Here is a 24,245-nt window from a genome sequence, read left to right on the forward strand (position 1 = left end):
ATGAAAGAACAACGGCTTAAAATTTTGGTGGCGGACGATAATCCATCGGATCGATTGTTGTTAGAGACCATGTTAAGCCAGTTTGGTCATGTTGTTGAGACTGCGGTTGATGGCCAAGATGCGGTTGAGCGCTTTGATCCTGAGACGGTTCAGTTGGTGTGTCTTGACATAAAAATGCCACGTAAAGATGGTTGGGAAGCCGCATTAGAAATACAAGCCAAAGCCCAGCATCGCCTTGTCCCAATTGTGTTTCTTTCAGGTGTCTCAGATCCCATAGCGTTGCAGAAGTGCCTAGAGGTGGGGGCCACTGACTTTATTTCAAAACCCTATAATCCAACCCTTGTTTCGGCAAAATTAAACGCGATTGCTCGATTGCTGGTGTTGCAAAATACCTTGTCAGAGCAGCGGGACGAGTTGTCTTCTCTGAATCAGCAGATGGTTCACGATCAAGAAGTGGCAAAAATTGTCTATGAGCGCATCACTCACTCTAATTGTTTGAGTGACCCTGCTTTAAAAACCCTTCATCAAGGCAGCCATACCTTCAATGGTGATGTGATTCTCGCGGCCTATAAACCCAATGGCGGTATGCATTTGCTCCTGGGGGATTTTACGGGCCATGGTTTGTCGGCAGCCATCGGGGCTTTACCCCTTGCGGATATCTTCTTCGAGTGGACGGAGAAAGGGTTCGTTATGCGGCAAATCTTGCCGGAAATTAATAAGCGTTTGCAGGCAATATTGCCGCCAAATATGTTTTGTGCGGCGGCATTTATTGATATCAACATTAATAACCGAACCATTGAGGTTTGGAATGGCGGTTTGCCTGACTTGCTATATTTTGGTCGAGATTGTGATCGTCCAAAACTGATTAAATCTGAGTCCTTGCCATTAGGGATTCTAGAGGAGCGTGAATTCGAGACAAACGTAGAGCTCCTATCCTATGAGCCTGGTGACTATTTTGTTGCTTTCACAGATGGTGTTTACGAGGCTCGCACCTCAGATAATAAAATTCGATACAACCATGCTTTGGATCCCCTTTACGAGGGGGAGGTAAAGGATCCGCCCTTCACTTGGCTTGAGCGAATGCTAGAAGAAGAAGGGATTTTGGAAGATCCCCATGATGATATTTCGGTCTTGTGTATTGATTTGTCGTCGGAAATGGTGGACCACCATATGGACCAGTCTGGTGCTGTCATGGACACCAGTTCGCCGTCTGACTTTTCTTTTGTGTATGAGCTGAATGCCGACTCCCTTAAAAACACAGATCCACTGCCTTATCTGCTGCAAATTCTGACAACTGTGCCTGGCCTTAATAAGCATTCGAGTGAAGTGTTTATGATTCTATCTGAGATGTACTCTAATGCTCTTGAGCATGGTGTGTTGCAGCTAGATTCAAACCTGAAGAAAACGGTTGAGGGATTTTCTGAGTATTATGCCCAACGGGAACAGAAACTTAATGCTCTAAGCTCTGGATACGTTCGCATTGCGGCGAGAGTCATATCAGGGGAAGCACAAGGGTCTTTGACCGTAACAGTCTCTGATAGCGGCAATGGTTTTGATGTGTCAGCAGTCAATCTGAATTCACTGGATCATGAGAAAGCTTTTAGTCGGGGACTTTCATTAGTAAACGAACTGTGTGACGAGATCGCTTTTGCCGAATCTGGGGCACAATTGACCGCAACTTATACTTGGTAAAACTGGCCTCGTATTTGCAAACTCCATAATATCTTGTGGAGGTCGCTATGATTAACAGCCCATCTTTATCCTTAACACTCACTACTCAAAAATCGTCTTCTGAGTCGCGCTTTGCTTCGCCCGCAAAGAGTGAAAGCCAGTTTGGTGATGTGTTTAGTAAGGCTTCTAATACAACGGAAGAGCGTCACAGTAGTGCCCCTGCAACCGTTGAAAACAATGATAAACCTAAAGCAGATCAAGATATTGAGCGTGTTGACTCGAAACCTGAACAGCTTACCTCTGAGATTGAATCTTCCCTAGAGAAGGACGCGGCTAACTCTGATGTTAAAAGTGAAACAGAAGAGGTAGGCGTGAGTGAAGACGTTATGGCTGACACGGATGTTAAGCCTCAGTCTGATATTGAACAGGATAAAGATGGCAAAGCCCTGCAAGAGGATGGGCAAAATGTTGCAGTCTTGCCTCCTCAGGGAGAGTCAAACGTGCCTCCTGCTCTCCCTGCTGAGGGGGAAATACATCCTGAGGTGTCCGAGGATACTGAGTCGTTAGAAGCGGAAGACACACAACTCAATGATGGCAGCATATTGCTGGATAAAGCGATAGATGGTGATGTGGCTTCAGATGGTGATGTGACTTCAGATGATGATAAGGCTCCAGAGGCAGTACTAGAGAAAGATCAAGAAGCCTTATTGGCGCAACCTATTAGTCAGTCAGCTGATGACGCAATTGAAGAGCTGGTTAAGCCCCAAGCAAATACAGATGGAGTGCTTCCTAGCACAGACAAAAAGACCAATGAACACCTAGTAAAAACACCAGAGGTTGGTCTGACTGGTCAAATGGCTTCGACTTCTACAACCAAGCTGCCAGAAACAAAGGTGGCTGAGGCCGCTGGCGTGGCCTTGCAATCTGCCAATGAAAATACAGACAAAGCGGAATCCACCAACTTAAAATGGGTGATGGAGCAGCTGTCATCAAAGTTTGAAAAAACTACCCAGACAACAAATTCCAATGTGCTAACTGTTGATCCAGATCTCAACGCAGGAGAGTTTGAGGAGGGGATAGAGCTCTCTGATGTGTTGGATGCCAGCGACTTGGATCTCGATGTAGCGCTGGCCGACGACCTTGAAACCCAACCCTCTTCGCGGAAATCTTTCGATCAAGTGCTTGCTGGTTTAACGGGGCAGACTCAAACCTGGCAGTCAGTGGCGTCCAACACCTCCCTTTCCGCGGGCGTAGCAATGCGGGGAGACACACCCGCTCAATTGACCATGCAGTCCCTGCCTGCTTCTGCTAGTTGGGCAGCAGAGATGTCGCAAAAGGTATCATGGGTTGCAAATGAAGGTATAAAAACAGCACATATTCAACTGGATCCACCTGAGCTAGGCAGTTTAACGGTGAAGGTGACCATGGATCAGGACTCCAATACCCATGTGAGCTTCGTTGCCAGTTCTGTAGCGGCAAAAGATGCCCTTGAAGGACAGATGCAAAGGTTAAGAGAGATGCTGCAACAGCAGGGTATCGACCTTGATGGCGTGGACGTGGAAGTGTCGCAAGGTAATGGTCAATCGGGGCAATCAGAAGCCTCGGGAGAGCAATCTCCTGGTGGACAAGGCTCAGGTGTGACTGGCTCAGAGGGGCTGGATGATGAAGAAGACCTAGAAAATGTTGGTTTTGTGACACCAGCAACCAAGGGTATTGATTTTTACGCATAGAAAACCATGGTGATTCGCCATAATCTTTGTAGAATAGAGAGATTAGACGCTAGTTTTTAGCGTTGTGTTTACTTGCATAGAACAAGGGTTGTATATGGCTGCGGAAGACGGACTAGATGTAGGCGCCGAAGAAGGTGGTAAAAAAGGCGGTAAGAAAAAGCTAATAATCATCATCCTGGCGGCGCTGTTAGTGCTTGGCGGTGGTGGTGCCGCGGCATACTTCTTTTTATTCAGTGGTGATGATTCTGAAGAGGTGGCTGAGGGCGAAGCTGCTCCGGAAGAAATGGTTCAGACGTCAGGTCCTGCCATTTATTTAGAATTTGATCAACCATTTGTTGTGGATTTTATGGTGTCTGGGCGTCAGCGTTATTTGCAACTTAATATGACTCTCAAATCCCGTGATCAAGCTCAGATCGATGCAGTGAAAATTCACATGCCACTTATTCGCAACAGTTTAGTGCTGCTTTTCTCCAGTCAGTCATTTGACGAGCTTCAATCCATAGACGGTAAAATGGCTCTTAAAGCCGCATCGGTTGAAACCATTAATAATATCCTAGTGCAAGAAACAGGTTTAGGTGGGATCGAAGATGTGCTGTTTACTAACTTTGTGATGCAATAGATAGGCACCTAAGATGGCTGCGCAAGACTTACTCTCTCAAGACGAAATCGATGCTCTCTTACATGGTGCAGACGATAAGCCAGATGCGGACGATAACGCCGATCCCAATGGTATTTCCTCCTATGACATAACGAGTCAGGAGAGGATCGTTCGTGGGCGCATGCCTACCTTGGAGATGATTAACGAGCGTTTTGCTCGCTATACTCGAATCAGTTTATTTAATCTATTGCGCCGCACCGCCGATGTGTCCTCCGGTGGTCTTCAAATTATGAAGTTCGGGGAGTACGTGCATACCCTGTACGTCCCGACCAGTTTGAATTTGGTTAAGTTTCGTCCCCTTCGTAGTACCGCCTTGTTTATCTTGGACGCTAAGTTAGTCTTTAAGCTGGTGGATAACTTTTTTGGGGGAGACGGGCGTCACGCAAAAATTGAGGGCCGTGAATTCACGCCCACAGAAATTCGAATTGTTCAGTTAATGTTGGAACAGGTATTCGTAGATTTGACTGAGGCTTGGGCGCCTGTGCTCAAGCTTGAGCTTGAATACATCAGTTCTGAAGTGAACCCAGCCATGGCTAACATAGTGAGCCCTAGTGAAGTGGTAGTGGTATCCACTTTTCACATTGAATTAGATGGCGGTGGTGGTGAGCTTCACATTACCTTACCCTATTCAATGATAGAGCCTGTGCGGGAATTATTGGATGCGGGTGTACAGAGTGACGTGGACGAGAAAGATGATCGTTGGGGCAAATCCTTACAACAGGATGTGAAAGAGCTCGATGTGAATTTGCAGGTCAACGTTGCCAACAAAAAAATTCGTCTTGGGGACGTATTGAAATTCAAAGAGGGGGATGTGATACCTCTTGAAATGCCCGAGTTTGTAACAGTCCGGGCCAATAATGTACCGTCCTTTAAAGGAAAATTGGGTGTCAGCAATGGCCGATATGCCGTTGAAATGATGGAAAGCTATAAAAACGGTAAGAATAACTAGGTAGTACCATGGCAGAAGAAACGAATCCTGATGCAGAAGGAATGGACAGCGAGCTAGCCGATGAATGGGCGGCCGCTATGTCGGAGTCTGGCGATGCGGAAGCCGGAGGCGAAGACATTGATGATGAATGGGCTGCGGCCATGTCAGAGCAAGAGGTTAAACCTGTTCAGTTAGAAGAACTGGGTGCTGGAAAGGCGCTGTCAGCGGGCGGTGTTGGGTCTGATATGGACCTTATCATGGATATTCCTGTGACCCTTTCAATGGAATTGGGTAACACTGAAATTGCCATTCGAAATCTACTTCAGCTGACCCAAGGGTCTGTGGTAGAGCTGGATCGTTTCGCTGGTGAGCCGCTGGATGTTTTAGTTAACGGTACTTTGATCGCCCACGGGGAAGTGGTTGTGGTCAACGATAAGTACGGTATTCGTTTAACCGATGTGGTGAGCCCAAGCGAGCGCATCAAACGACTGAAGTAGGCTGTTTGTGATCAAACAATTAGCTGTTGGCTGTCTTTTTCTTATTTCTTTTGCATCCTACGGGGAGACTTCTGGGGTCTCCCAAATGGCCGGCGCCTCTTCAATATGGCGCCTTTTTTTGGCATTAGGGATTTTGCTCGCTTTGATTCCCTTGGTTATTTGGGGATTAAAAAAACTACAAGGCTTGCAGTATAAATTGTCAAAGTCTGAGATTCAGGTGATAGCGGCCCATCCCATTACCGCTAAAGAGCGTCTATTGCTTGTTGAGGTGGATGGTCGTCGTCTTTTGTTAGGTGCGACCTCCCAGCAAATTACCTGTTTAAAAGAGCTAGGACGAAGTGATGCAAACTTTGCTGACTTAATGGATGAGCAATTATCCGATGAAAAATAGTCTTCTGTGGGTCATTAGGTTGTTATTGCCCTTGGCCATGTTGTTGCCATTGGTGTCGCATGCAGAAACGGGATTGCCTGCGGTCACTGTGACCACCAATCCTGATGGCAGCCAAGAGTATACGGTTTCCTTGCAGATACTCTTTATCATGACGGCCCTGACGCTGCTTCCTGCAGCGTTGATCATGATGACGGCGTTCACTCGAATCATTATTGTTTTGGCGATTCTCAGGCAAGCTATCGGTTTGCAGCAGTCACCCTCTAACCAGATTATGTTAGGGATGGCGCTGTTTTTAACCTTGTTTATTATGACCCCCACCCTTGATCGGGTGAATGAAGTGGCAGTGCAGCCCTATCTTAATGACGAGCTAACCTCTATGCAGGCCGTGGAAGCGGCGTCTGTTCCTGTGCGGGAGTTTATGCTGGCTCAGACACGGGAAGACGATGTGGCTTTGTATGTGAAGTTGGCTGGTAAAGAGGGGCAAATTGACTCGTTAGATGAGCTGCCCTTTACTATATTAATGCCTGCCTTTGTTACGAGTGAGCTTAAAACCGCCTTCCAAATCGGTTTTATGTTGTTTATACCTTTTCTCATCGTTGATATGGTGGTGGCAAGTGTTTTGATGGCAATGGGTATGATGATGTTGTCGCCTATTATCATATCGCTGCCCTTTAAGATTATGTTGTTCGTTATGGTGGATGGCTGGTCTATGATTATGGGAACTCTGGCTGCAAGTTTTGGGATATAGTCTATGGATCCGCAAGTCGTACTGGACTTATATGGACAAGGTTTTTACCTGATCGTTATTATGGTGGCGGCTGTGATGACCCCTAGTCTTATAGTAGGTTTAATTGTCAGTGTGTTTCAGGCGGCGACTCAGATAAACGAACAAACCTTATCATTCTTGCCTCGTTTAATTGTCACGATACTGGCAATTATGCATTTAGGCCCCTGGCTACTCACAACCTTGGTTGATTTCTTTAATCAGCTTTTTGTTGATATTCCAATGCTGATCGGCTGATGTTGGAATTAAATACCGATCAACTTCTTGCCCTGACCATCAGTTTTTTTCTGCCTTTTTTTCGTATTGGCGCTTTTATGATGGCCTTGCCTTTAATTGGCAGCCAATTGGTCAGTTCCCGTATTCGGATTCTGTTTGCTTTCGTTATTTCTATAATCGTAACCCCTGTTATTCAAATACCGAGTTACGATGCCATTTCCCCAGCCTTCATTTTATTGATTGCCGAACAGCTTATTATTGGTTGGGTGTTGGGTTTTATTGTCTCAGTGTTGTTCCAAATATTTTCTTTAGCCGGTCAGTTGGCAGCGATGAAGGCTGGCTTGGGTTTTGCTATGTCCAATGACCCTGCTAATGGTATTACTGTCGCTACTATGGGGCAGTATTATATGACTATGGCTGGGCTCGCTTTTTTAGGGACTGGCGGGCATTTGGTAATGATTGAATTCTTGGTGCAGAGTTTCGAGTACTGGCCTATTGGTAGTGGCTTTGATAGTCAGCGATACTGGGATGTGGTGACCCTTGGTGGCTGGATGTTTGAAAAGGCGCTGTTAATTGTGTTGCCTTTAGCGGTGGCAACTTTGATTATGAATATTTCTTTTGGTGTTGTTGCGAAAGCCTCTGCTCAGTTAAACGTCTTTGCTCTGGGTTTTCCCATTATTATGATGTTTTCTTTGTTTTTCTTTTGGGTCATGTTGGGGGATTTCTTGGATATTTACCGCCTTTTATTCCAAGAAATGATAACGTGGTTGAAAGATACTTGGGGATTGCGGGTCGATGGCTGAGAACGAAGACGGTACTGAAAAAACCGAAGACGCCAGTGCCAAGAAACTCTCTCAAGCAAGGGAGAAGGGTAATATTGCTCGGTCGCGAGATTTGAGTAGTGCGGCATTATTAATTGTTGCAGCGATATCCCTGTATGGTGTTGGCGCTTTAATGGTGAGGGATCTGACAAGGCTATATCATTTTAATTTTGATATTGCTCGGGAAGACATTTTTGATGTGGCCCTAATGGTGCACCATTTGTATGTGTCCATTATGGCAACGGTTGATTCCCTAACGGTCTTTATGGCGGTAGTGGCGGCTGCCGGTATTTTGGGCAGTATTATGTTGGGAGGGATGAATTTTTCCTGGGAGCCTTTAGCGCCTAAGTTAAGCAAACTGAGTCCCATACAAGGAATTAAGCGGATGTTCTCAGTTCAGTCCTTGGTGGAGCTTATTAAATCGATTTTTAAAATCGCTTTGGTGGGCGGTGTAGCCACTTTGGTATTGATGTATTACTTACCGTTTTTGAGAAGCTTAACTTTTGAATCGACCAGTTCTGCCCTTGAGCATGCAATCGAAGTATTAATTTGGGCGTTTATCTTTGTGGCGAGTTCATTGGTTTTAATTGCTGCCATTGATGTGCCGTTTCAGGCTTGGCAGCATAAAGAAAAGCTGAAGATGACCAAGCAAGAAGTAAAAGATGAGCACAAGCAGGCGGAGGGTGATCCTCAGGTTAAAGGTCGTATTCGTCAATTACAGCGGCAGGCGGCTATGCGTCGGATGATGGCGGATGTCCCTGAAGCGGATGTCATCATCACTAACCCGACCCACTTTTCGGTGGCCTTAAAATACGATCAAAAGAATGCTAGAGCCCCTATTTTGCTTGCGAAAGGATCTGATTTTATGGCGTTCAAGATCCGTGAGGTGGGCAATCACTATGATATCCCTGTGATACAATCGCCAGCGTTAGCCCGTGCTGTTTATCGGCATACAGAGATAGGTGATGAGATCCCAGAAGGACTGTTTAAAGTCATTGCTCAATTGTTAGCTTATGTGTTTCAGCTACGGCGCTCTCGAAATGGAGAGAAGCCGCCGGAAGCTATGCCCCTTTTGGATGTTCCTGAGGAATTTCAGTGGGATGGGAATATTTAATTTGCAGTATCGAGGTTTGAGTGGAATTTGATCGCCGACGTTTTGTAGGTCAAGCGCGAGGTATTCTGAGTAGTAACTTAGGTGTGCCATTCTTGCTGTTGGCTTTGCTGGCCATGATGGTGCTGCCTCTGCCTGCCTTCCTATTGGATGTCTTATTTACCTTCAATATTGCTCTGGCAATTGTGGTGCTTCTCGTGGCGGTTTACTCCATGAGACCTTTGGATTTTGCTGTCTTTCCTACGGTTCTTTTGGTGTCCACCTTGATGCGCTTGGCATTGAATGTGGCTTCGACCCGTGTGGTATTGCTCAATGGTCACGAAGGGGGAGATGCTGCGGGTAAAGTTATTCAAGCGTTTGGTGAAGTGGTAATAGGCGGTAATTATGTGGTGGGTTTTGTAATTTTCGCCATTCTCATGATTATTAACTTCGCGGTGGTCACGAAAGGTGCTGGTCGTATTTCCGAGGTAAGTGCTCGATTTACCCTAGATGCGATGCCAGGTAAACAGATGGCCATTGATGCGGACTTGAACGCGGGCATGATTGACGCGGATCAGGCCAAACAACGCCGGACTGAAATTGCTGCCGAGGCTGAGTTTTATGGCTCTATGGATGGTGCGTCCAAGTTTGTAAAAGGGGATGCTGTTGCCGGTCTTCTGATTCTCGGGATCAATATTATTGGTGGTTTGTCTATCGGTATGGCTCAGCATGATCTTGGTTTTGTTGAAGCGATTCAGGTCTATTCCTTATTAACCATTGGTGATGGGTTGGTTGCTCAATTGCCTTCTCTTATGCTGTCTACCGCCGCCGCGATCATGGTGACCCGTGTGAACGAGTCTGGTGATATGGGGCAGCAGGTTTACGGCCAGATGTTCGGCTCGGTAAAAGCTCTCTATGTGGCGGCTTCTATCATGGCGGTCATGGGGATTGTTCCGGGTATGCCTCATTTCTCCTTTTTATCTCTTGCGGCAGGGATAGCGGGACTGGCTTATTACTTAGAACGACGCAAAAAAGTGCAGGCCCAATCTAAAACCGCTTCTAAGGGTGTCAAAGCGGGAGATGATGGTAAGGCCAAACCTCCAGCTGAAACAAAAGATTTGAGCTGGGAGGATGTGGCGCCAGTCGATATGTTGGGGTTAGAAGTGGGCTATCGCTTAATTCCTCTAGTGGATAAGAGCCAAGGGGGAGAGTTGCTTTCTCGCATCAAGGGGGTGCGTCGTAAGCTTTCTCAGGAGCTTGGCTTTCTAGTGCCCAGTGTACACATTCGCGATAACTTGGATTTGATGCCGAATGCCTATCGCATCACTCTAATGGGGGTTAGTTTAGCTGAAGCGGAAGTGCATCCCGATAAAGAACTTGCGATTGATCCTGGGCAAGTATTTGGCAAGATTGATGGTATTCCGGGTAAAGATCCGTCTTTCGGCTTGGACGCTATTTGGATTGATACCAAGAAACGAGATCAAGCCCAAACGTTTGGCTACACAGTGGTAGACGTCAGCACAGTGGTAGCAACTCATATCAACCAAGTTATGCAAAAACATGCCTATGAGCTGATAGGTCATGATGAGGTGCAGCAATTACTTGGTTTGCTTAAACAGCATAACCCTAAGTTGGCGGAGGAGTTGGTGCCCAACACTGTGCCTTTGAGTGTGTTGCTTAAAGTGCTGCAGAACCTGCTACAGGAAAATGTTCCTCTGCGAGATATGCGTACGATTGCTGAGGCGATTATGGGGGTTCAACCCAAAACTCAAGATCCGATGATACTGACGGCGGCGGTGCGCACCTCATTATCTCGTATGATTATGCAGGCCTTAGCTGAAGGGGTGGAAGAAGTCCCTGTTATGACATTGGATCCGCAGCTGGAAAAAATGCTCATGCAAACCGTTCAGCAGAGCCAGCAGTCTGGGGTTAAGAATGAAGAGGCGCTTATTCTTGAGCCTCAAATGGCCGAGCAATTGCAAAAATCCTTTAAAGAGCATGCTGAACAACAAGAGGCTATGGGTAACGCACCAATTTTGATTGTGTCTGCTCCTATTCGTCCAATGTTGGCCCGTTTTATGCGTTACGGGGGAGTGAATATGTCAGTTCTCTCCTATCAAGAAGTGCCAGATCATAAGCGCGTCACGGTTGTCGCTGTAATTGGTCAATGAATCAAGGAAAACCATTGATTTTCACGCTATATTTATGAAAATCTTTCCGGTAAGCTATGGATTTGTATGCAAAAATAAACTGAAAGGACTGGTATATAAATGCAGTATAGGCGGTTTCGAGCTCCTGATATGCACAAGGCAATACGGAAAATCCGTGACGCCGTAGGGCCTGACGCTGTCATTTTGTCCAATAAAAAGCTTCCATCAGGGGAAGTCGAGATTGTTACTGTCATTGATTATGATGGTTCTGTGCCGCCAAGTTTTTCTCCTTCTTCAAGTAATAGAGCACCTGAAAAGCCGCCTGCATCAGCGCAACCAAGCCAGTCCTACAAAGAGCGTATTGAGCAGGCCCGCAATATGGATGTTCAGGGGGCAAATGAGCCTGCTGGGCGCAAACGTTCAGGTGATGCTTACGAGGTCTTTGAAGAAGCGCCGGCGCCTAGTCAACCCACATACCAGCCACCTTATGACCCAGAGCCTGTTATCGACGAAGCGCTTTCGGTCAAGCCTCATACCCATGCTCGGCCTACGGCTGACGAAGAAAAGCTTCGTGCTATGGAAGAAGAGCTGCATCAAGTACGTGAGTTATTAGAGCGCAGCCAAACGGCAACAGAAGCTGCACCTCGACCAAGCACCTCGAAGACACCGCGAAATAAGCTTCAAGAACAACTTGTGACCTTGGGTCTCTCTGAACGAGTGATTGATAAAATTGCTTCTGATCTTCAGCTAACCGGACGTGAGGAAGATTGGAAAAAAGCCTTATCGTATCTTGCGGATTGCATCCCAGTTAGAAACTCCGGTGATGCCTTTAGAGGCTGCATTGCTTTCATGGGGCCTACAGGGGTCGGCAAGACCACTTCCATTGGTAAAATCGCCGCACAATATGTTTTAAAGCACGGTCCAGGGAGTGTTGCGCTGGTGACTACTGATACTTACCGTATCGCAGCCCATGAGCAGCTTCGTACTTTTGGTCGGATTTTGGGCGTGCCTGTTGAAGTGGTAAATGAATATTCAGACCTTAATGAAGTGCTCGACAAATACTCAGATTACTCCCTTGTACTAGTGGATACGGCAGGTATGAATCCCCGCGACCGTAACCTAGAGCGTCAACTCGCTATGATGAAGCGCGCCCGCGGCCATCTGAAAAAGCTGCTAGTGTTACCTTGTACTAGTCAAAGACAAGTACTAAAAACCGTCGTAGATGTGTATTCCCAAGTGCAGCTTGATGGCTGTGTCTTGAGTAAACTGGACGAGTCAGCCTCCCTTGGTGAAGCCATAAGTGTGGTGATCGAGGAAGGACTACCCGTCATGTACGTGGCCGATGGTCAGCGAATCCCTGATGACATCGAACCTGCGCGGGCCCATAACTTAATCAGTAGAGCTGTATATACCGCCGAGCAGTTTGGCCAGCTATATGGGTCACTAAAGTATGGGAGTTAGTAAAATTATGTTATTTGTCAGAGCGTGATGTATAACTATATAGTACATTTGATCATGCCTTCACAGGCGGCAGACACAAGGTTATAGCGCATCGTATGCAACGCAAAGATGGTTACAGCACATACTCAAAGAAAGCAACGTTGTCGATTGATTCGATCGTGCAGCAGTATGACTACTTGGTAAAGAAAATTGCCTACCACTTGTTAGCGCGTTTACCTAGCAATGTAGACGTGGACGATTTACTGCAAGCGGGCATGATGGGGTTGATTGAAGCCTACAAACGTTTTGAATCGACTAAAGGCGCATCCTTTGAAACCTATGCTGGGATCAGGATTCGTGGTTCGATTATGGATGAGGTGCGTAAAAGCGATTGGGCGCCTCGTTCAGTAAGACGAAATGGTCGAGCTGTCACGACCGCGATTCGCGAAATCGAAGCGGCGACAGGTCGCGAAGCAACAGATTTAGAAGTGGCTGCTCATATGGGAATAAGCATCGACGAATACCATGATATTGTGCATTCCTCGATGTCGACCCAGTTGTTCAGTTACGAAGAAATGTTAGACAGTGAAAATGGCGGTCATGAATTAGACATTGAGTCTGATAGTGATGCCGGCCAGCCTCATCATCTAGTAGAAGAGAGTGGCTTCCAGAGTCATTTGGCACAAGAGATTGATCGTTTGCCAGAGCGTGAAAAACTAGTGTTATCGCTCTACTACAATGATGAGCTTAATTTAAAAGAAATTGGTGCCGTTCTTGGTGTCAGCGAATCACGAGTCAGTCAGATTCACAGTCAAGCTGCTATGCGGCTGCGAGCTAGGCTGAGTGATTGGCAAGATTAAAGGCTATGATAATTATGACATTACCTGTGGGTTGTGGAGGTTGCATTGGATAAAAATATGAAAATCCTGATTGTTGATGATTTCTCAACGATGAGACGTATCATCAAAAATCTGCTGAGGGATTTGGGCTTTACCAATACAGTCGAAGCAGATGATGGTACGACTGCTCTGCCAATTTTGCAGACAGGCACAATCGACTTCTTGGTAACAGACTGGAACATGCCTGGAATGACAGGGATTGAGCTGCTTCGTGCTGTGCGTGCGGATGACAAGCTCAAAACGATTCCTGTACTAATGGTAACCGCTGAAGCCAAACGTGATCAGATCATTGCTGCCGCTCAAGCGGGGGTAAATGGCTACGTGGTGAAACCTTTCACCGCTGTTGCGTTAAAAGAAAAGATTGAGAAGATATTCGAACGAATTGATTCTGCTAAGTAGGTGTCTGCATGTCTGAACGTAACGATTCAAAGCTGGGTGAATTCGAATCTGTTGTCAAAGATGGCGCAGTAGATTTACTTAACAAAATTGAAGTCGGTGATTTCAGTGGCGCGATCAAAATCATTCAAGAGTTGAGTGATGCCCGCCACAAGAGCTTTTACAACGAAGTGGGCTACCTGACCCGCAGCCTGCATGATGCGATTCGAGATTTCCAAATTGACTCAATGGAAATGATGTTGCAAAACGGCGGCGCAGTTGATTCCCCTGAAGCCACGTCTAAGATCACGGACGCTTCTGATCGCTTAAACTATGTTATTGAAATGACCAGCTCAGCTGCTAACAAGACCATGGACATGGTTGATAGCAGTGTTCCTGTTGCCAGCGAGTTGCAGAATCAGGCCCGTGAATTACACAAAGACTGGAATCGTTTGATTCAACGTGATTTAACGCCCCAAGAGTTTCGAGATTTGTACAAACGTATTGATGCCTTTCTTAAGTACACCGATGAAAGCGCGACCACACTACACACAAATCTTAATACCATTTTATTGGAACAGGGTTATCAGGATCTTACCGGACAAGTGATCACTCGAGTGAACGATTTGATTCGCGATGTTGAAGAGCGTTTGGTGCATCTCGTGTCGGTTGCTGGTCGAGTGGATAGCATTTCAGGCATGGAACACGAAGAAAAGAGCCAAGAAAATAATGATGATCGTGGTCATGGGCCAGCGATTAATAAGAAAGACAACCCTGAAGTACTGAATAACCAAGACGAAGTAGACGATCTTCTTTCAAGTCTTGGTTTTTAATAGGAGCTGCTGCGGATGAGTTTCGAGGTCGATGAAGAAATTCTACAGGATTTTTTGGTAGAAGCTGGAGAAATCCTGGAACAGCTCTCAGAGCAATTGGTAGATCTGGAGCAAAATCCAGAAGACAATGCCTTGTTGAATGCAATTTTCCGAGGGTTCCATACGGTTAAGGGTGGTGCTGGGTTCTTGCAGTTAACTGCTTTGGTTGATTGCTGTCACTATGCAGAGAACGTGTTTGACGTACTACGTAACCATCAGCGTACCGTTGACTCTGATCTGATGGACGTTGTTCTACAAGCCCTTGATGCTGTCAATGAAATGTTCGAAACCGTTCGCGCTGGCGGAGAACCAGAGCGAGCAGATCCGCAGCTTATTGAAGCGCTGAGTTATTATGCTAAACCGCCCAGTGCAGATGAACTGGCGGCCAATGACGACGAACAAGACGACACACCTGAAGAGGTCGAAGAGGCTGTTGATGATGAGCCTGTGATTGAAGAACCTGTCGCAGAAGACGTCGTAGACGATCAAACTCCTGAAGACTTGTCTGATGATGAGTTTGAATCTCTGCTCAGCGCACTAGGTTCTTCCGATACAGAGAATGATAGCGAGTCCGAATCCTCCTCTGCCGCAGATCAAGAATCCGATGAAATATCGGAAGACGAGTTTGATGCTCTGTTGGATCAGCTCCATGGTGCAGGAGCCCCTGGGGTCAGTGCCGCTTCTGATACGGCAAAAGAAGAGCCAAAGAAAGAGACTACTGAAGCACCGGCAGCAAACTCTGGTGATGATTCAGACGAAATTACAGAAGACGAATTTGAAGCGTTATTAGACCAGCTTCATGGTGGCAGTGCTCCTGGCTTGGATGAGTCAGAAAAGGCTGAAGCACCCAAAGCTGATACGAGTAAAGACGAAGCAGATAAGTCTGCACCAAGCTCTGACTCAGCTGAATCCGACTTGATTACCGAAGACGAGTTTGAACAACTGCTTGATAGCTTGCATGGTAAGGGGCAAGCGCCTGAGGCGAAAGAGCCAAAAGCTGCTGCAGCTGAAAATGCCAAAGAGGCACCTAAGTCTGAGCCGAAGAAGCCAGCATCAGAAAAACCAGCCCCAGAAAAGCCAGCTCCAAAAAAACCAGCAGCACCCAAAAAACCGACTGTTACGCCTAAGGCTGAAAAGCCAGAAGCGGAGCCTAAAGACAAAGCTAACTCGCCCGTGGTTCAAGAAACCACAGTGCGTGTGGATACCAAGCGCCTTGATGACATCATGAACATGGTCGGCGAGCTGGTACTGGTTCGTAACCGCCTTGTTCGTCTTGGCTTACAAAGCGACGATGAGTCCATGGGCAAAGCCGTTGCCAACTTGGATGTGGTGACAGGTGATTTGCAGAACGCGGTCATGAAAACCCGTATGCAGCCTATTAAAAAGGTATTTGGTCGATTCCCTCGAGTGGTCCGTGACTTGGCTCGTAACCTCAAAAAAGAAGTGAATTTAGAGCTTCGAGGTGAAGAAACCGATTTAGATAAAAACCTAGTGGAAGCCCTAGCAGACCCATTGGTCCACTTGGTGCGTAACTCGGTTGACCACGGTATTGAAGCGCCTGATGTTCGTGAAAGCAAAGGCAAGCCTAGGGTAGGTCACGTAATCTTATCTGCTGAGCAAGAAGGTGATCATATCCTTCTGTCTATCGATGATGATGGTGCAGGTATGGATGCTGATGTCTTGCGCCGTAAGGCTGTCGAAAAAGGCATCATGGACACTGACGCCGCAGAGCGTCTATCTGATGATGAAGCGTTCAACCTGATTTTTGCGCCAGGGTTCTCTACCAAAGTTGAAATTACGGACGTGTCGGGTCGTGGTGTTGGGATGGACGTTGTTAAAACGAAAATCTCTCAACTCAACGGTACCTTGGATATTAAATCCGTATTGGGTCAAGGCTCTCGTTTCAGTATTAAAGTGCCACTGACATTGGCTATCATGCCAACTCTGATGGTGATGCTGAACGATCAAGCGTTTGCTTTCCCATTGGTCAGTGTGAATGAAATTTTCCACCTTAATCTTAAGAAAACCAATGTGGTGGATGGTCAGAAAGTCGTAGTCATACGCGGTAAAACCTTGCCTATTTTCCATCTTAAGGATTGGTTAATTAAAGGTGCGGCCTACGAAGAGAAGCCAGAAGAAGCCCATGTGGTGGTAGTCCAAGTGGGCATGAATGAAGTGGGTTTTGTGGTAGACCAGCTAGTAGGTCAAGAAGAAGTGGTGATCAAACCTCTAGGCAAAATGCTCCAAGGTACACCGGGTATGGCTGGCGCAACCATCACAGGTGATGGGCGTATTGCGTTGATTCTTGATGTACCGAGTATGCTGAAATCATATGCGTCCCGTTAGTAGGTTGATAGGAGCGGTTGTATGCCAGTGAAGGTGCTGGTCGTTGATGACTCTGGTTTTTTTCGTCGCCGACTTGTAGAGATATTTAGTGCTGATCCTCGCCTGCAAGTGGTGGGAACGGCAAATAACGGTCAAGAAGCGGTTGATAAGGTTCAGTCTTTGTCTCCAGATGTGGTGACTATGGACTATGAGATGCCTGTTTTAGATGGCATCTCTGCCGTGGCTAGCATCATGAAGCTTAAGCCAACGCCTGTATTAATGTTCTCTTCTCTTACCCATGAAGGCGCTAGAGTTACCCTTGATGCGTTAGAGGCCGGTGCCGTTGACTTCATGCCGAAAAATTTCGAGGACATTTCTCGAGATTCAGCTGTCGTCAAACATGCCTTGGTGGATCGAGTACTGACGGTTGCCCGAACTCGAGTTGGTGGCCAGCTTAAACCAGCGCCAGCTGTTAAGGTCAAAGAAGCACCTAAACCTATCGTTACTGACCGGGGGGTCATTATTCCCCGCGCTCGCAAAAAAGTGAGCTTGGTGGCTATTGGCACATCTACTGGCGGCCCTATGGCGTTGCAGGCGGTTTTAACGAAACTTCCGAAGGGCTTCCCAACGCCTTTGGTGTTAGTGCAACACATGCCAGCAGCCTTTACCCATGCTTTTGCTGATCGTCTCAATAACATTTGCCAAATCACTGTCAAAGAAGCTGTTGACGGAGACAAACTTCAACCAGGTGTGGCTTTGCTTGCACCGGGTGGTAAGCAAATGATGGTTGATCCTCGCAACGGTGGTTGTGTTCGTATTCTAGAAGGGGACGAGCGCTTGAATTACAAACCATCAGTGGATGTGACCTTCGGCTCAGCGTCAAAGTGCTACCCTGGTAAAGTATTATCTGTTGTTATGACAGGCATGGGGGCAGATGGTCGCGAAGGCTCTCGAATGCTGAAAAACTCTGGCTCTAAAGTTTGGGTCCAAAGTGAAGATTCTTGTGTGATTTATGGTATGCCCCAAGCGGTTGAAAAAGCTGGCTTGGCGGACGATATCATCCATCTAGATCATATTGGTGAGCGCATCGTTAAAGAGGTCTGCTAGTGGATCTGTTAACCTTAGGTGGACTGGTATTAGCATTCTGTTCTGTTTTCCTTGCTAATTGGCTGGGTGGAGGGGAAGTGATTCTCCTGCTGAATCTGCCATCAGCGATTATCGTTATTGTGGGCAGCCTTGGGGCTGCTTTGGTGCAAAGTAGCATCAGTGAAGCGATTTCTGCATTGAAGCTACTGCGCTGGTCCTTAATGCCTCCTGTGTTTGATTTAGAAGGCAGTCGTCACACAATTAATCGTCTCGCCTTGAAAGCTCGCCGACTGTCAATTATTGCCCTCGAAAGTGACATTAAAGCGCTTCATAACACCTTTGCCACCCGTGCTTTACAAATGGCCGTTGATGGTACAGATCCAGAATTACTTGCAGACCGCTTACACGAAGAAGCGGCTCGTATTCGTGATCGACGTGCCGGTTGCATTGGCTTCTTGGAAGCTATTGGAGGCTATGCGCCAACACTAGGGATCATGGGTTCTGTGTTAGGTTTGATTCAAGCTATGGCCAACTTAGACAGTCCCGAAGCATTAGGGCAGGGCATTGCGGTTGCTTTTGTATCGACCTTGTACGGACAGGGGTTTGCCAACCTTGTTGTGTTCCCAATCTGCCGTAAGTTGTATCGTTACGCAGATCAGGAACTATTGCTAAATCAGATGTTCATTGATGGTATCCATGGCATAGCCACGGGTAAGCATCCCCAACGTTTAGATTTGGAACTTGGCGGTTATGAGCAGCTCTGAGACACGCCCTCGTCGTCGGTCTCGCCAGTTAGGTCGTAGAAATGTGCCTGACCAATCCCCCCATAAAGATCGTTGGATTCTATCCTACGCGGACTTTATAACACTTTTGTTTGCTTTTTTTGTGGCACTTTACTCGATTTCGTTAAAGCAGGCGGGAGATGAAAAAGTCTTATCTGAAACACTCAATGGTGTGTTTGATGCGGTGCAAAAATCCATTAAGCCGATTAATGTCGGAGACCCTGTAGCGGGACAGCCTGATAGTGAACAGCTAATGGAAGTCACGCCGAATAATCCATCAGAGCCCGAGAGTACCCCTCAAGAAGAGTCAGTCACGAGCCCTTTGTATACCGCCTTGAGTGAATCCATTAGTTCGCAATTCCCGCAGCTTCAAACAACCGGGCAAGTCTCCATCACGGAAGACGCCAATTGGATAACCTTGGATATGAAAGCCGGTCTTGTATTTGGTGCCGGTAGCTATGAATTGACCAATGAAGCCGTCGCGTTATTGATAGTGGTGTCTAATATTCTAAAAGGCTATCCAGCGCCGATTTTAGTGTTGGGTAACACAGATGATTTACCCACCAACTCTACTCAAATCCCAACCAATTGGCATCTTTCAAGTATGCGAGCTGCTTCAGTGGTGGATGAGTTGATTTATCGTGGAATTGACTCCAAACGGCTGGCTCCAATGGGGTTTGCTAGTGAAAACCCTAAAGTGAGAAATAGTAACGATTTTGCTAGAGCGCAAAATCGTCGAGTTACGCTGAAAATCAGCAAGCAGATGGATGCGAACGTGCACGATTACTTGTTTAATTAACAAGTTAGTGTATATGATTGCTAAAATACTCAACGTAAAAATTATGCATAGAATCTAAGGGGTCGGTGTGCACATTTGGGCGGTGGCAAATCAAAAGGGTGGTGTCGGGAAAACGACAACGGTAGTGAGTCTGTCTGGCTTACTGGCCGATGCCGGCCATAGGGTTTTGATGATAGATCTTGACCCCCACGGTTCCTTAACGAGCTATTTTCGGTTTGACCCAGATTCCATTGAACACAGTGCTTATGACCTGTTTCAAGTAAATGGCAAAATCCCTGAAGAGTTACCACGATCTTTAATCTTAGAGACGGGCCACCCAAATTTATCCCTGATGCCATCCTCTACAGCACTGGCGACTTTGGAGCGTCATGCTCAGGCCCAAGGTGGTATGGGGCTGGTTGTTTCAAAAACCCTAGCGATTCTTTGGGATGACTACGACTACGTTTTGATCGATAGCCCGCCAGTTCTGGGTGTATTGATGATCAATGCTCTTGCCGCTTGCCAGCAACTAGTGATCCCAGTACAGACTGAGTTTTTAGCGATAAAAGGTTTGGAGCGCATGATACGCACCTTGACCATGATTAATCGCGCTCGTAAACGTCCCATTCCTTATACAATTGTCCCGACTTTATTTGATCGCCGTACTCAGGCATCGAATAAAAGCTTACGAAGTTTGAAAGATTTATATGATGATGCGGTTTGGCATTCGGTCATACCTGTTGATACGAAACTTCGTGATGCCAGTACTGCCGGGGTGGCGCCTTCAGCTCTAGACGCATCCGCTCGAGGCATTAAAGCGTATGCGAGTTTGATGGATACCTTGTTGCATCCATCAGGTTAATGCCCATGAAAGATACCAAGACAAAAGACTCATTACAGAACAGTCCCCAGCAAGCACTCCAGCGTTATCTAGATGACTTGTTGCAGGAATCTACCGTTTCGACCCTAGTAGAAGATGTGACTGAAGACACGCAAGACGTGTTAGAGACGACAGAAACGGACCTTTTAGAGCCTAGCCATGAAGAGCAGGATCAAGAGGTTGCTCCAGAGCCTGCACCAGAAGAGACGCCTCAGGATGAATTTAATTTAGATGCTTTGGATGCGTCATTTGCTGATTTTGAAGACGCTATTCAGTCCCTTCAAGCGGAACAGGCACTTGAATCTCAACCAGAGCCAGAGCCTGAAATAGAGGCAACAGAGCCTGAGATGGTGAGTGCCGGTGAAGCGGAAATCCAAGACTGGCCGGTTGAGACTGACGTTGAACCACAAATGGACTCACAAGAGACTATTGTTGAGCCAGAGCCAGAGCCAGAGCCAGAGCCAGAGCCAGAGCCGCAAAAATATGTGGCGAAAACAGATCCTCTGCCTTGGGCGAAAAGCCGGTTTGAATGCTTACTTTTTTATGTAGGTGGTTTGAAGATGGCTGTGCCGCTGGTGGAGTTAGGTGGGATCTATCAATCCCATGAAGATAAACTCACCGAGATTTTTGGACAGCCTAAATGGTTTATGGGGGTTGCCAATGTGGGAGACCACAATATTCGAACCGTTGATACGGCTCGCTGGGTAATGCCTAATCACTACGAAGGTGAGCTGAAAGACAACTTTAAATTTGTCATCCAGTTGGATCGATCCGACTGGGGGTTAGCGTGTGAGCGTGTTGCCGAAGCGATTTCCCTAGAACCTAATCAAGTGAAGTGGCGGACAGATCGTAGTCGCCGTCCTTGGTTAGCAGGCACTGTCATTGATCATATGTGCGCTATATTAGATGTACAGGGATTTATTGAGTTGCTTGAAGATCCGGAGAATGGTTTTCGAAAACATTTAAAAGGTTAAGTTTGTTTGGAGGTCGCTATGACGACAGGTAGAGCTTTAAAAGAAGTAAAAGAAACGGAAGATCCAATGCTACAGTGGGTGACTTTTCGTTTAGAAAATGAGATCTACGGCGTTAATGTGATGCAGGTAAAGGAAGTCCTTCGTTACTCTGAAATCGCTCCTGTGCCAGGCGCACCAACTTTTGTTCTAGGCATTATTCACTTACGTGGCACGGTTGTCACCGTGATCGACACTTGCCAGCGCTTTGGTTTGATGTCCGGTGACATCACAGATGCAACCCGCATTATGATCTTAGAAGTGGAAGGTCATATTATTGGTATCTTGGTGGATGCGGTATCTGAAGTCGTGTATTTACGCCAATCTGAGATCGAAGTGTCTCCTAGTGTTGGCAATGATGAGTCTTCAAAATTCATTCAAGGTGTTTGCCATAAAAATGATACTTTGTTGATTCTGGTAGATTTAGATAAAATGCTTTCAGAAGATGAGTGGAGCGAAATTGGCTCGCTTTAATGTGACCTAGTTTCAGAAGGCTTTTAATGGAATCTCAATGGATTTTTAACTTACTGCTTGTTGTTCAGTTTGTGGGTATTTTGGGTTTGGCTGTGTGGGCCTTTCGTTTGTCCCGCAAGGTGAAGTCTGTTCAACAGGCAGCAAAAGAGGCGGATCTCAGTCAGAAAAAACAGGTGCAAGTGCTTGCATCGGGTTCTATTGGGATGGGACGTCGTCTAGTCGCAATTGAAAAACGCTTAAACATGGCAGTAGAGCGTCAATCAGAGTTGATTTCGAAAGAGGGGAGCAGTGTCTCCTATAATCGCGCTATGGAGCTTTTAGAAATGGGAGCGACCGTGGACGATTTGGTTTCCAAATGTGGCTTAATCCGGGCTGAAGCAGAGTTAATTAGTCTGCTGAAAAAAGAGTCCAGACGTAACCCGAATTCAAGCCAGCCCTACTGACGGCCCGATAATTAGGTCGGATTATTGATATTCTTGATGGAATGAGAGAATGCAATGATCTCGGCCACCGCTAAATATAGGGTCTCGGGTATCTCATCCCCAATCTCCAATGTCGCCAAGACCTCTACCAATTCAGGGCTTTGGTGAAGCAATACATTATTTTCCTCAGCCACCTGCATGATTCGCTCGGCTAGATAACCTGAGCCCTTGGCGGTGACTTTTGGCGCACTTTGAAAATCATACTGTAAGGCTACCGCTTTTTTCTGCTTCATCATGTCCTCACATCAATCAGTCGAGTGGAGGGGGAATCATAGGGGGATTTGGAAGGCTCTTTTAATTGGGCTCGAAAACAGTCCATGGTTTCGATTTCAACATTCTTTTGGCGTAGGCTCTCCTTCAAATCGTCTAGCTTGCCTCGGATTAGCTGCTCGGTTTCGGCTTGTTCTACAGCAAAAATAACCCCCACTTTCTGATCTTGAACACTCACTCGCGCTTCAAACTTCCCCGTTTCTTCAAATTCAAACTTCAATTGGACTAACCAACGGCGATTGTGGGGTTCCACGTCCTGGTCCTGAGAGTTGTCTCTGTCAATACGAATGTTTACTAGGGACGTGCTACGTCCGTCCTTGATCGGTAGCTCTATGCTTAATGGTAGATTTTGTCCGTCTTGTTGAACGTTTTCTACGATGTTGCGCAGCTGGTGAGTCGTGATACGTTCAATGGCTCCTGCGACTTGGTTTAATACTTGGGTTTGTGTGCTGGAGGCTGAGTTTAGCTGGCTTACTGTCTTAGGGTCGTTTGTGGCGCCGTCCAGCCGAGTGAGGTTGAGCTTTAAGTCTTGGGGAACGAGTGTATTGGTGGATAGATTACGTTCGCTGAAAGTACCTGATGTCTGCAGAGCCTGTTTTAGAGAATCTGGAGATTGGGTGAGGCTTTGCAAATTGGGAAGCTGGCGAATCAGTTGCTCTAAGGCTTGAGACACTCGTTCCGGCAGCTGGGAACCTGACTGCGCCATAGTCGTGAGTTGGCGCAACATAGTGGTAAATTCTTGGGGGGTTATCTGCTTTGGTAGAGACTGTTTAAGCCCCTCTGTTATGGTGGCTTGAGTGGGTGTTGATGTTGTTTGAGGCAAAAACTGTAGTTTGCCTTGTTTATCGACGACTACTGAGAGAGTGTCTCCAGGTTGCAGGGGATGGCGTGTGTTGAGAGTGAATGTTTCTTTGCCGTCGGTGACAGTGGCACTGAATTGGTTTGGAGACGGTGTTGTAGGCGCTGTGCTGGGTTGTTGTCCGGCTTGCGCAGGCTGAGCTGTTGTTGCGGCAGACGTGGCCCCCGTTGAAGATGTAGAGTTAGCGGACGTTTGCAGCACAGTCAGTTGAATTGGCTGACTAGCGATAGCGACTTGTGCCGTGATTTTAGCGCTAGTCTGGGTGGCGATTAGCGGCTGGGGGGCTTGAGTTGTAGTGCCAGTGTTGGAGCTTTGTGAATTGCCTGATGGCACCTGTTGCGGAGTTTGAGTGCTATTGTTAACAGACCCTGTAGCTGAGTTGGCGCTTGAACCATAAGGCCCCCTGCTAGAGGTGTTTGCCGTTGAAGAGGGGGTAACCGTTAAAGTGGCCGATTGAGCCGCCACGTTGAGTACGCCACGATCTCCAGCTTTTATGTTAGGATTGGCCTCTTGATTGACCAATGTCAGACGTTGCTGGTTGTTTTGTGTGACGCTAATAAGTTGCGCGGTCTGGCCGTTAGCAGATTGGCTATTTTGCACTGAAGTGATTTGAATCGGCTGCATGCCCTGAATCAATTTTAGCTCACTCGACAGCTTCGCCAAGGCACCGATTGAGGGCGAGTTGGTTTGGGTCGAGTTGGTTTTCCCTTGCCCGGAGATAAGTGAGTTTATATCCGTGATCATGCTTAGATGGCCCTTTCGTTCTGAAAAGCTAAA

Annotated in this window: 25 protein-coding genes; 23 read left to right on the forward strand and 2 right to left on the reverse strand. The window is 46.9% G+C overall.

Translation table 11 applies throughout. From position 1 onward, the window contains the following. From ACZ5DR_RS09285 to ACZ5DR_RS09395, 23 genes are all read left to right on the forward strand, one after another. A complete protein-coding gene (locus tag ACZ5DR_RS09285; protein WP_377368297.1) occupies window positions 1-1,692 on the forward strand; it encodes a SpoIIE family protein phosphatase in 1,692 nt (563 codons plus the stop codon). 47 nt (window positions 1,693-1,739) lie between these two features. Then, window positions 1,740-3,401: a flagellar hook-length control protein FliK gene (locus ACZ5DR_RS09290; protein WP_377368295.1), complete on the forward strand. Its 1,662-nt coding sequence runs from the start codon at window positions 1,740-1,742 to the stop codon at window positions 3,399-3,401. A gap of 94 nt (window positions 3,402-3,495) precedes the next feature. Beyond that, window positions 3,496-4,020 (forward strand): flagellar basal body-associated FliL family protein, encoded by a 525-nt coding sequence (locus tag ACZ5DR_RS09295; protein WP_377368293.1) that lies wholly within the window; start codon window positions 3,496-3,498, stop codon window positions 4,018-4,020. 13 nt (window positions 4,021-4,033) lie between these two features. Continuing rightward, a complete protein-coding gene (fliM, locus tag ACZ5DR_RS09300; protein ID WP_377368291.1) occupies window positions 4,034-5,008 on the forward strand; it encodes a flagellar motor switch protein FliM in 975 nt (324 codons plus the stop codon). An 8-nt stretch (window positions 5,009-5,016) separates the two neighbouring features. Next, a complete protein-coding gene (gene fliN / locus ACZ5DR_RS09305) occupies window positions 5,017-5,484 on the forward strand; it encodes a flagellar motor switch protein FliN (RefSeq protein WP_464543457.1) in 468 nt (155 codons plus the stop codon). A gap of 118 nt (window positions 5,485-5,602) precedes the next feature. Beyond that, a complete protein-coding gene (fliO, locus tag ACZ5DR_RS09310; protein WP_377368289.1) occupies window positions 5,603-5,875 on the forward strand; it encodes a flagellar biosynthetic protein FliO in 273 nt (90 codons plus the stop codon). Between the two features lie 37 nt (window positions 5,876-5,912). Next, complete coding sequence (gene fliP, locus ACZ5DR_RS09315) at window positions 5,913-6,623, forward strand: flagellar type III secretion system pore protein FliP (protein WP_464543912.1); 711 nt, start codon at window positions 5,913-5,915, stop codon at window positions 6,621-6,623. Between the two features lie 3 nt (window positions 6,624-6,626). Next, the gene (gene fliQ / locus ACZ5DR_RS09320; protein ID WP_377368285.1) at window positions 6,627-6,896 is read left to right on the forward strand and encodes a flagellar biosynthesis protein FliQ; all 270 of its coding nucleotides are present in this window, start codon (window positions 6,627-6,629) and stop codon (window positions 6,894-6,896) included. Then, window positions 6,896-7,678 carry a flagellar biosynthetic protein FliR gene (fliR, locus tag ACZ5DR_RS09325; protein WP_377368283.1) on the forward strand — a complete coding sequence of 261 codons (783 nt, stop codon included), beginning with the start codon at window positions 6,896-6,898 and terminating at the stop codon, window positions 7,676-7,678. Before fliQ ends, fliR begins: the two co-directional genes overlap by 1 nt. Then, entirely contained in the window at window positions 7,671-8,810 is a 1,140-nt protein-coding gene (gene flhB, locus ACZ5DR_RS09330) for a flagellar biosynthesis protein FlhB (RefSeq protein ID WP_377368281.1), read from the forward strand. The genes fliR and flhB overlap by 8 nt, the downstream gene beginning before the upstream one ends. A gap of 20 nt (window positions 8,811-8,830) precedes the next feature. Beyond that, window positions 8,831-10,957 (forward strand): flagellar biosynthesis protein FlhA, encoded by a 2,127-nt coding sequence (gene flhA / locus ACZ5DR_RS09335; protein WP_377368279.1) that lies wholly within the window; start codon window positions 8,831-8,833, stop codon window positions 10,955-10,957. Between the two features lie 129 nt (window positions 10,958-11,086). Beyond that, entirely contained in the window at window positions 11,087-12,397 is a 1,311-nt protein-coding gene (gene flhF, locus ACZ5DR_RS09340) for a flagellar biosynthesis protein FlhF (RefSeq protein ID WP_464543459.1), read from the forward strand. Window positions 12,398-12,492: 95 nt separating this feature from the next. Continuing rightward, on the forward strand, window positions 12,493-13,236 hold the full coding sequence (locus ACZ5DR_RS09345) for an RNA polymerase sigma factor FliA (protein ID WP_377368275.1): 744 nt from the start codon (window positions 12,493-12,495) through the stop codon (window positions 13,234-13,236). A gap of 57 nt (window positions 13,237-13,293) precedes the next feature. Then, complete coding sequence (locus tag ACZ5DR_RS09350; RefSeq protein ID WP_425452749.1) at window positions 13,294-13,674, forward strand: chemotaxis response regulator CheY; 381 nt, start codon at window positions 13,294-13,296, stop codon at window positions 13,672-13,674. An 8-nt stretch (window positions 13,675-13,682) separates the two neighbouring features. Next, window positions 13,683-14,483 (forward strand): protein phosphatase CheZ, encoded by an 801-nt coding sequence (locus ACZ5DR_RS09355; RefSeq protein ID WP_377368273.1) that lies wholly within the window; start codon window positions 13,683-13,685, stop codon window positions 14,481-14,483. A 15-nt stretch (window positions 14,484-14,498) separates the two neighbouring features. After that, window positions 14,499-16,868 carry a chemotaxis protein CheA gene (locus tag ACZ5DR_RS09360; protein ID WP_377368271.1) on the forward strand — a complete coding sequence of 790 codons (2,370 nt, stop codon included), beginning with the start codon at window positions 14,499-14,501 and terminating at the stop codon, window positions 16,866-16,868. Window positions 16,869-16,889: 21 nt separating this feature from the next. Beyond that, complete coding sequence (locus ACZ5DR_RS09365; RefSeq protein WP_377368269.1) at window positions 16,890-17,954, forward strand: protein-glutamate methylesterase/protein-glutamine glutaminase; 1,065 nt, start codon at window positions 16,890-16,892, stop codon at window positions 17,952-17,954. Then, window positions 17,954-18,697, forward strand: a complete 744-nt coding sequence (locus ACZ5DR_RS09370; RefSeq protein ID WP_377368267.1) for a flagellar motor protein — start codon at window positions 17,954-17,956, stop codon at window positions 18,695-18,697. The genes ACZ5DR_RS09365 and ACZ5DR_RS09370 overlap by 1 nt, the downstream gene beginning before the upstream one ends. Then, window positions 18,684-19,514 (forward strand): flagellar motor protein MotB, encoded by an 831-nt coding sequence (locus ACZ5DR_RS09375; protein WP_377368265.1) that lies wholly within the window; start codon window positions 18,684-18,686, stop codon window positions 19,512-19,514. The genes ACZ5DR_RS09370 and ACZ5DR_RS09375 overlap by 14 nt, the downstream gene beginning before the upstream one ends. A gap of 67 nt (window positions 19,515-19,581) precedes the next feature. Continuing rightward, entirely contained in the window at window positions 19,582-20,355 is a 774-nt protein-coding gene (locus ACZ5DR_RS09380; RefSeq protein WP_377368263.1) for a ParA family protein, read from the forward strand. A gap of 5 nt (window positions 20,356-20,360) precedes the next feature. Beyond that, window positions 20,361-21,347 (forward strand): chemotaxis protein CheW, encoded by a 987-nt coding sequence (locus ACZ5DR_RS09385; RefSeq protein ID WP_377368261.1) that lies wholly within the window; start codon window positions 20,361-20,363, stop codon window positions 21,345-21,347. Window positions 21,348-21,365: 18 nt separating this feature from the next. Further along, entirely contained in the window at window positions 21,366-21,857 is a 492-nt protein-coding gene (locus ACZ5DR_RS09390) for a chemotaxis protein CheW (protein ID WP_377368259.1), read from the forward strand. A 26-nt stretch (window positions 21,858-21,883) separates the two neighbouring features. After that, window positions 21,884-22,300: a DUF2802 domain-containing protein gene (locus ACZ5DR_RS09395; RefSeq protein WP_377368257.1), complete on the forward strand. Its 417-nt coding sequence runs from the start codon at window positions 21,884-21,886 to the stop codon at window positions 22,298-22,300. Window positions 22,301-22,311: 11 nt separating this feature from the next. On the opposite strand, the gene ACZ5DR_RS09400 is transcribed toward ACZ5DR_RS09395, so the two are convergent. Together ACZ5DR_RS09400 and fliK are read right to left on the reverse strand one after the other, a co-directional pair. Continuing rightward, complete coding sequence (locus tag ACZ5DR_RS09400; RefSeq protein WP_377368255.1) at window positions 22,312-22,575, reverse strand: EscU/YscU/HrcU family type III secretion system export apparatus switch protein; 264 nt, start codon at window positions 22,573-22,575, stop codon at window positions 22,312-22,314. Then, window positions 22,572-24,212: a flagellar hook-length control protein FliK gene (fliK, locus tag ACZ5DR_RS09405; RefSeq protein WP_377368253.1), complete on the reverse strand. Its 1,641-nt coding sequence runs from the start codon at window positions 24,210-24,212 to the stop codon at window positions 22,572-22,574. Before fliK ends, ACZ5DR_RS09400 begins: the two co-directional genes overlap by 4 nt. Window positions 24,213-24,245 lie beyond the last annotated feature (33 nt).

This window comes from Marinomonas vaga, assembly GCF_055388305.1.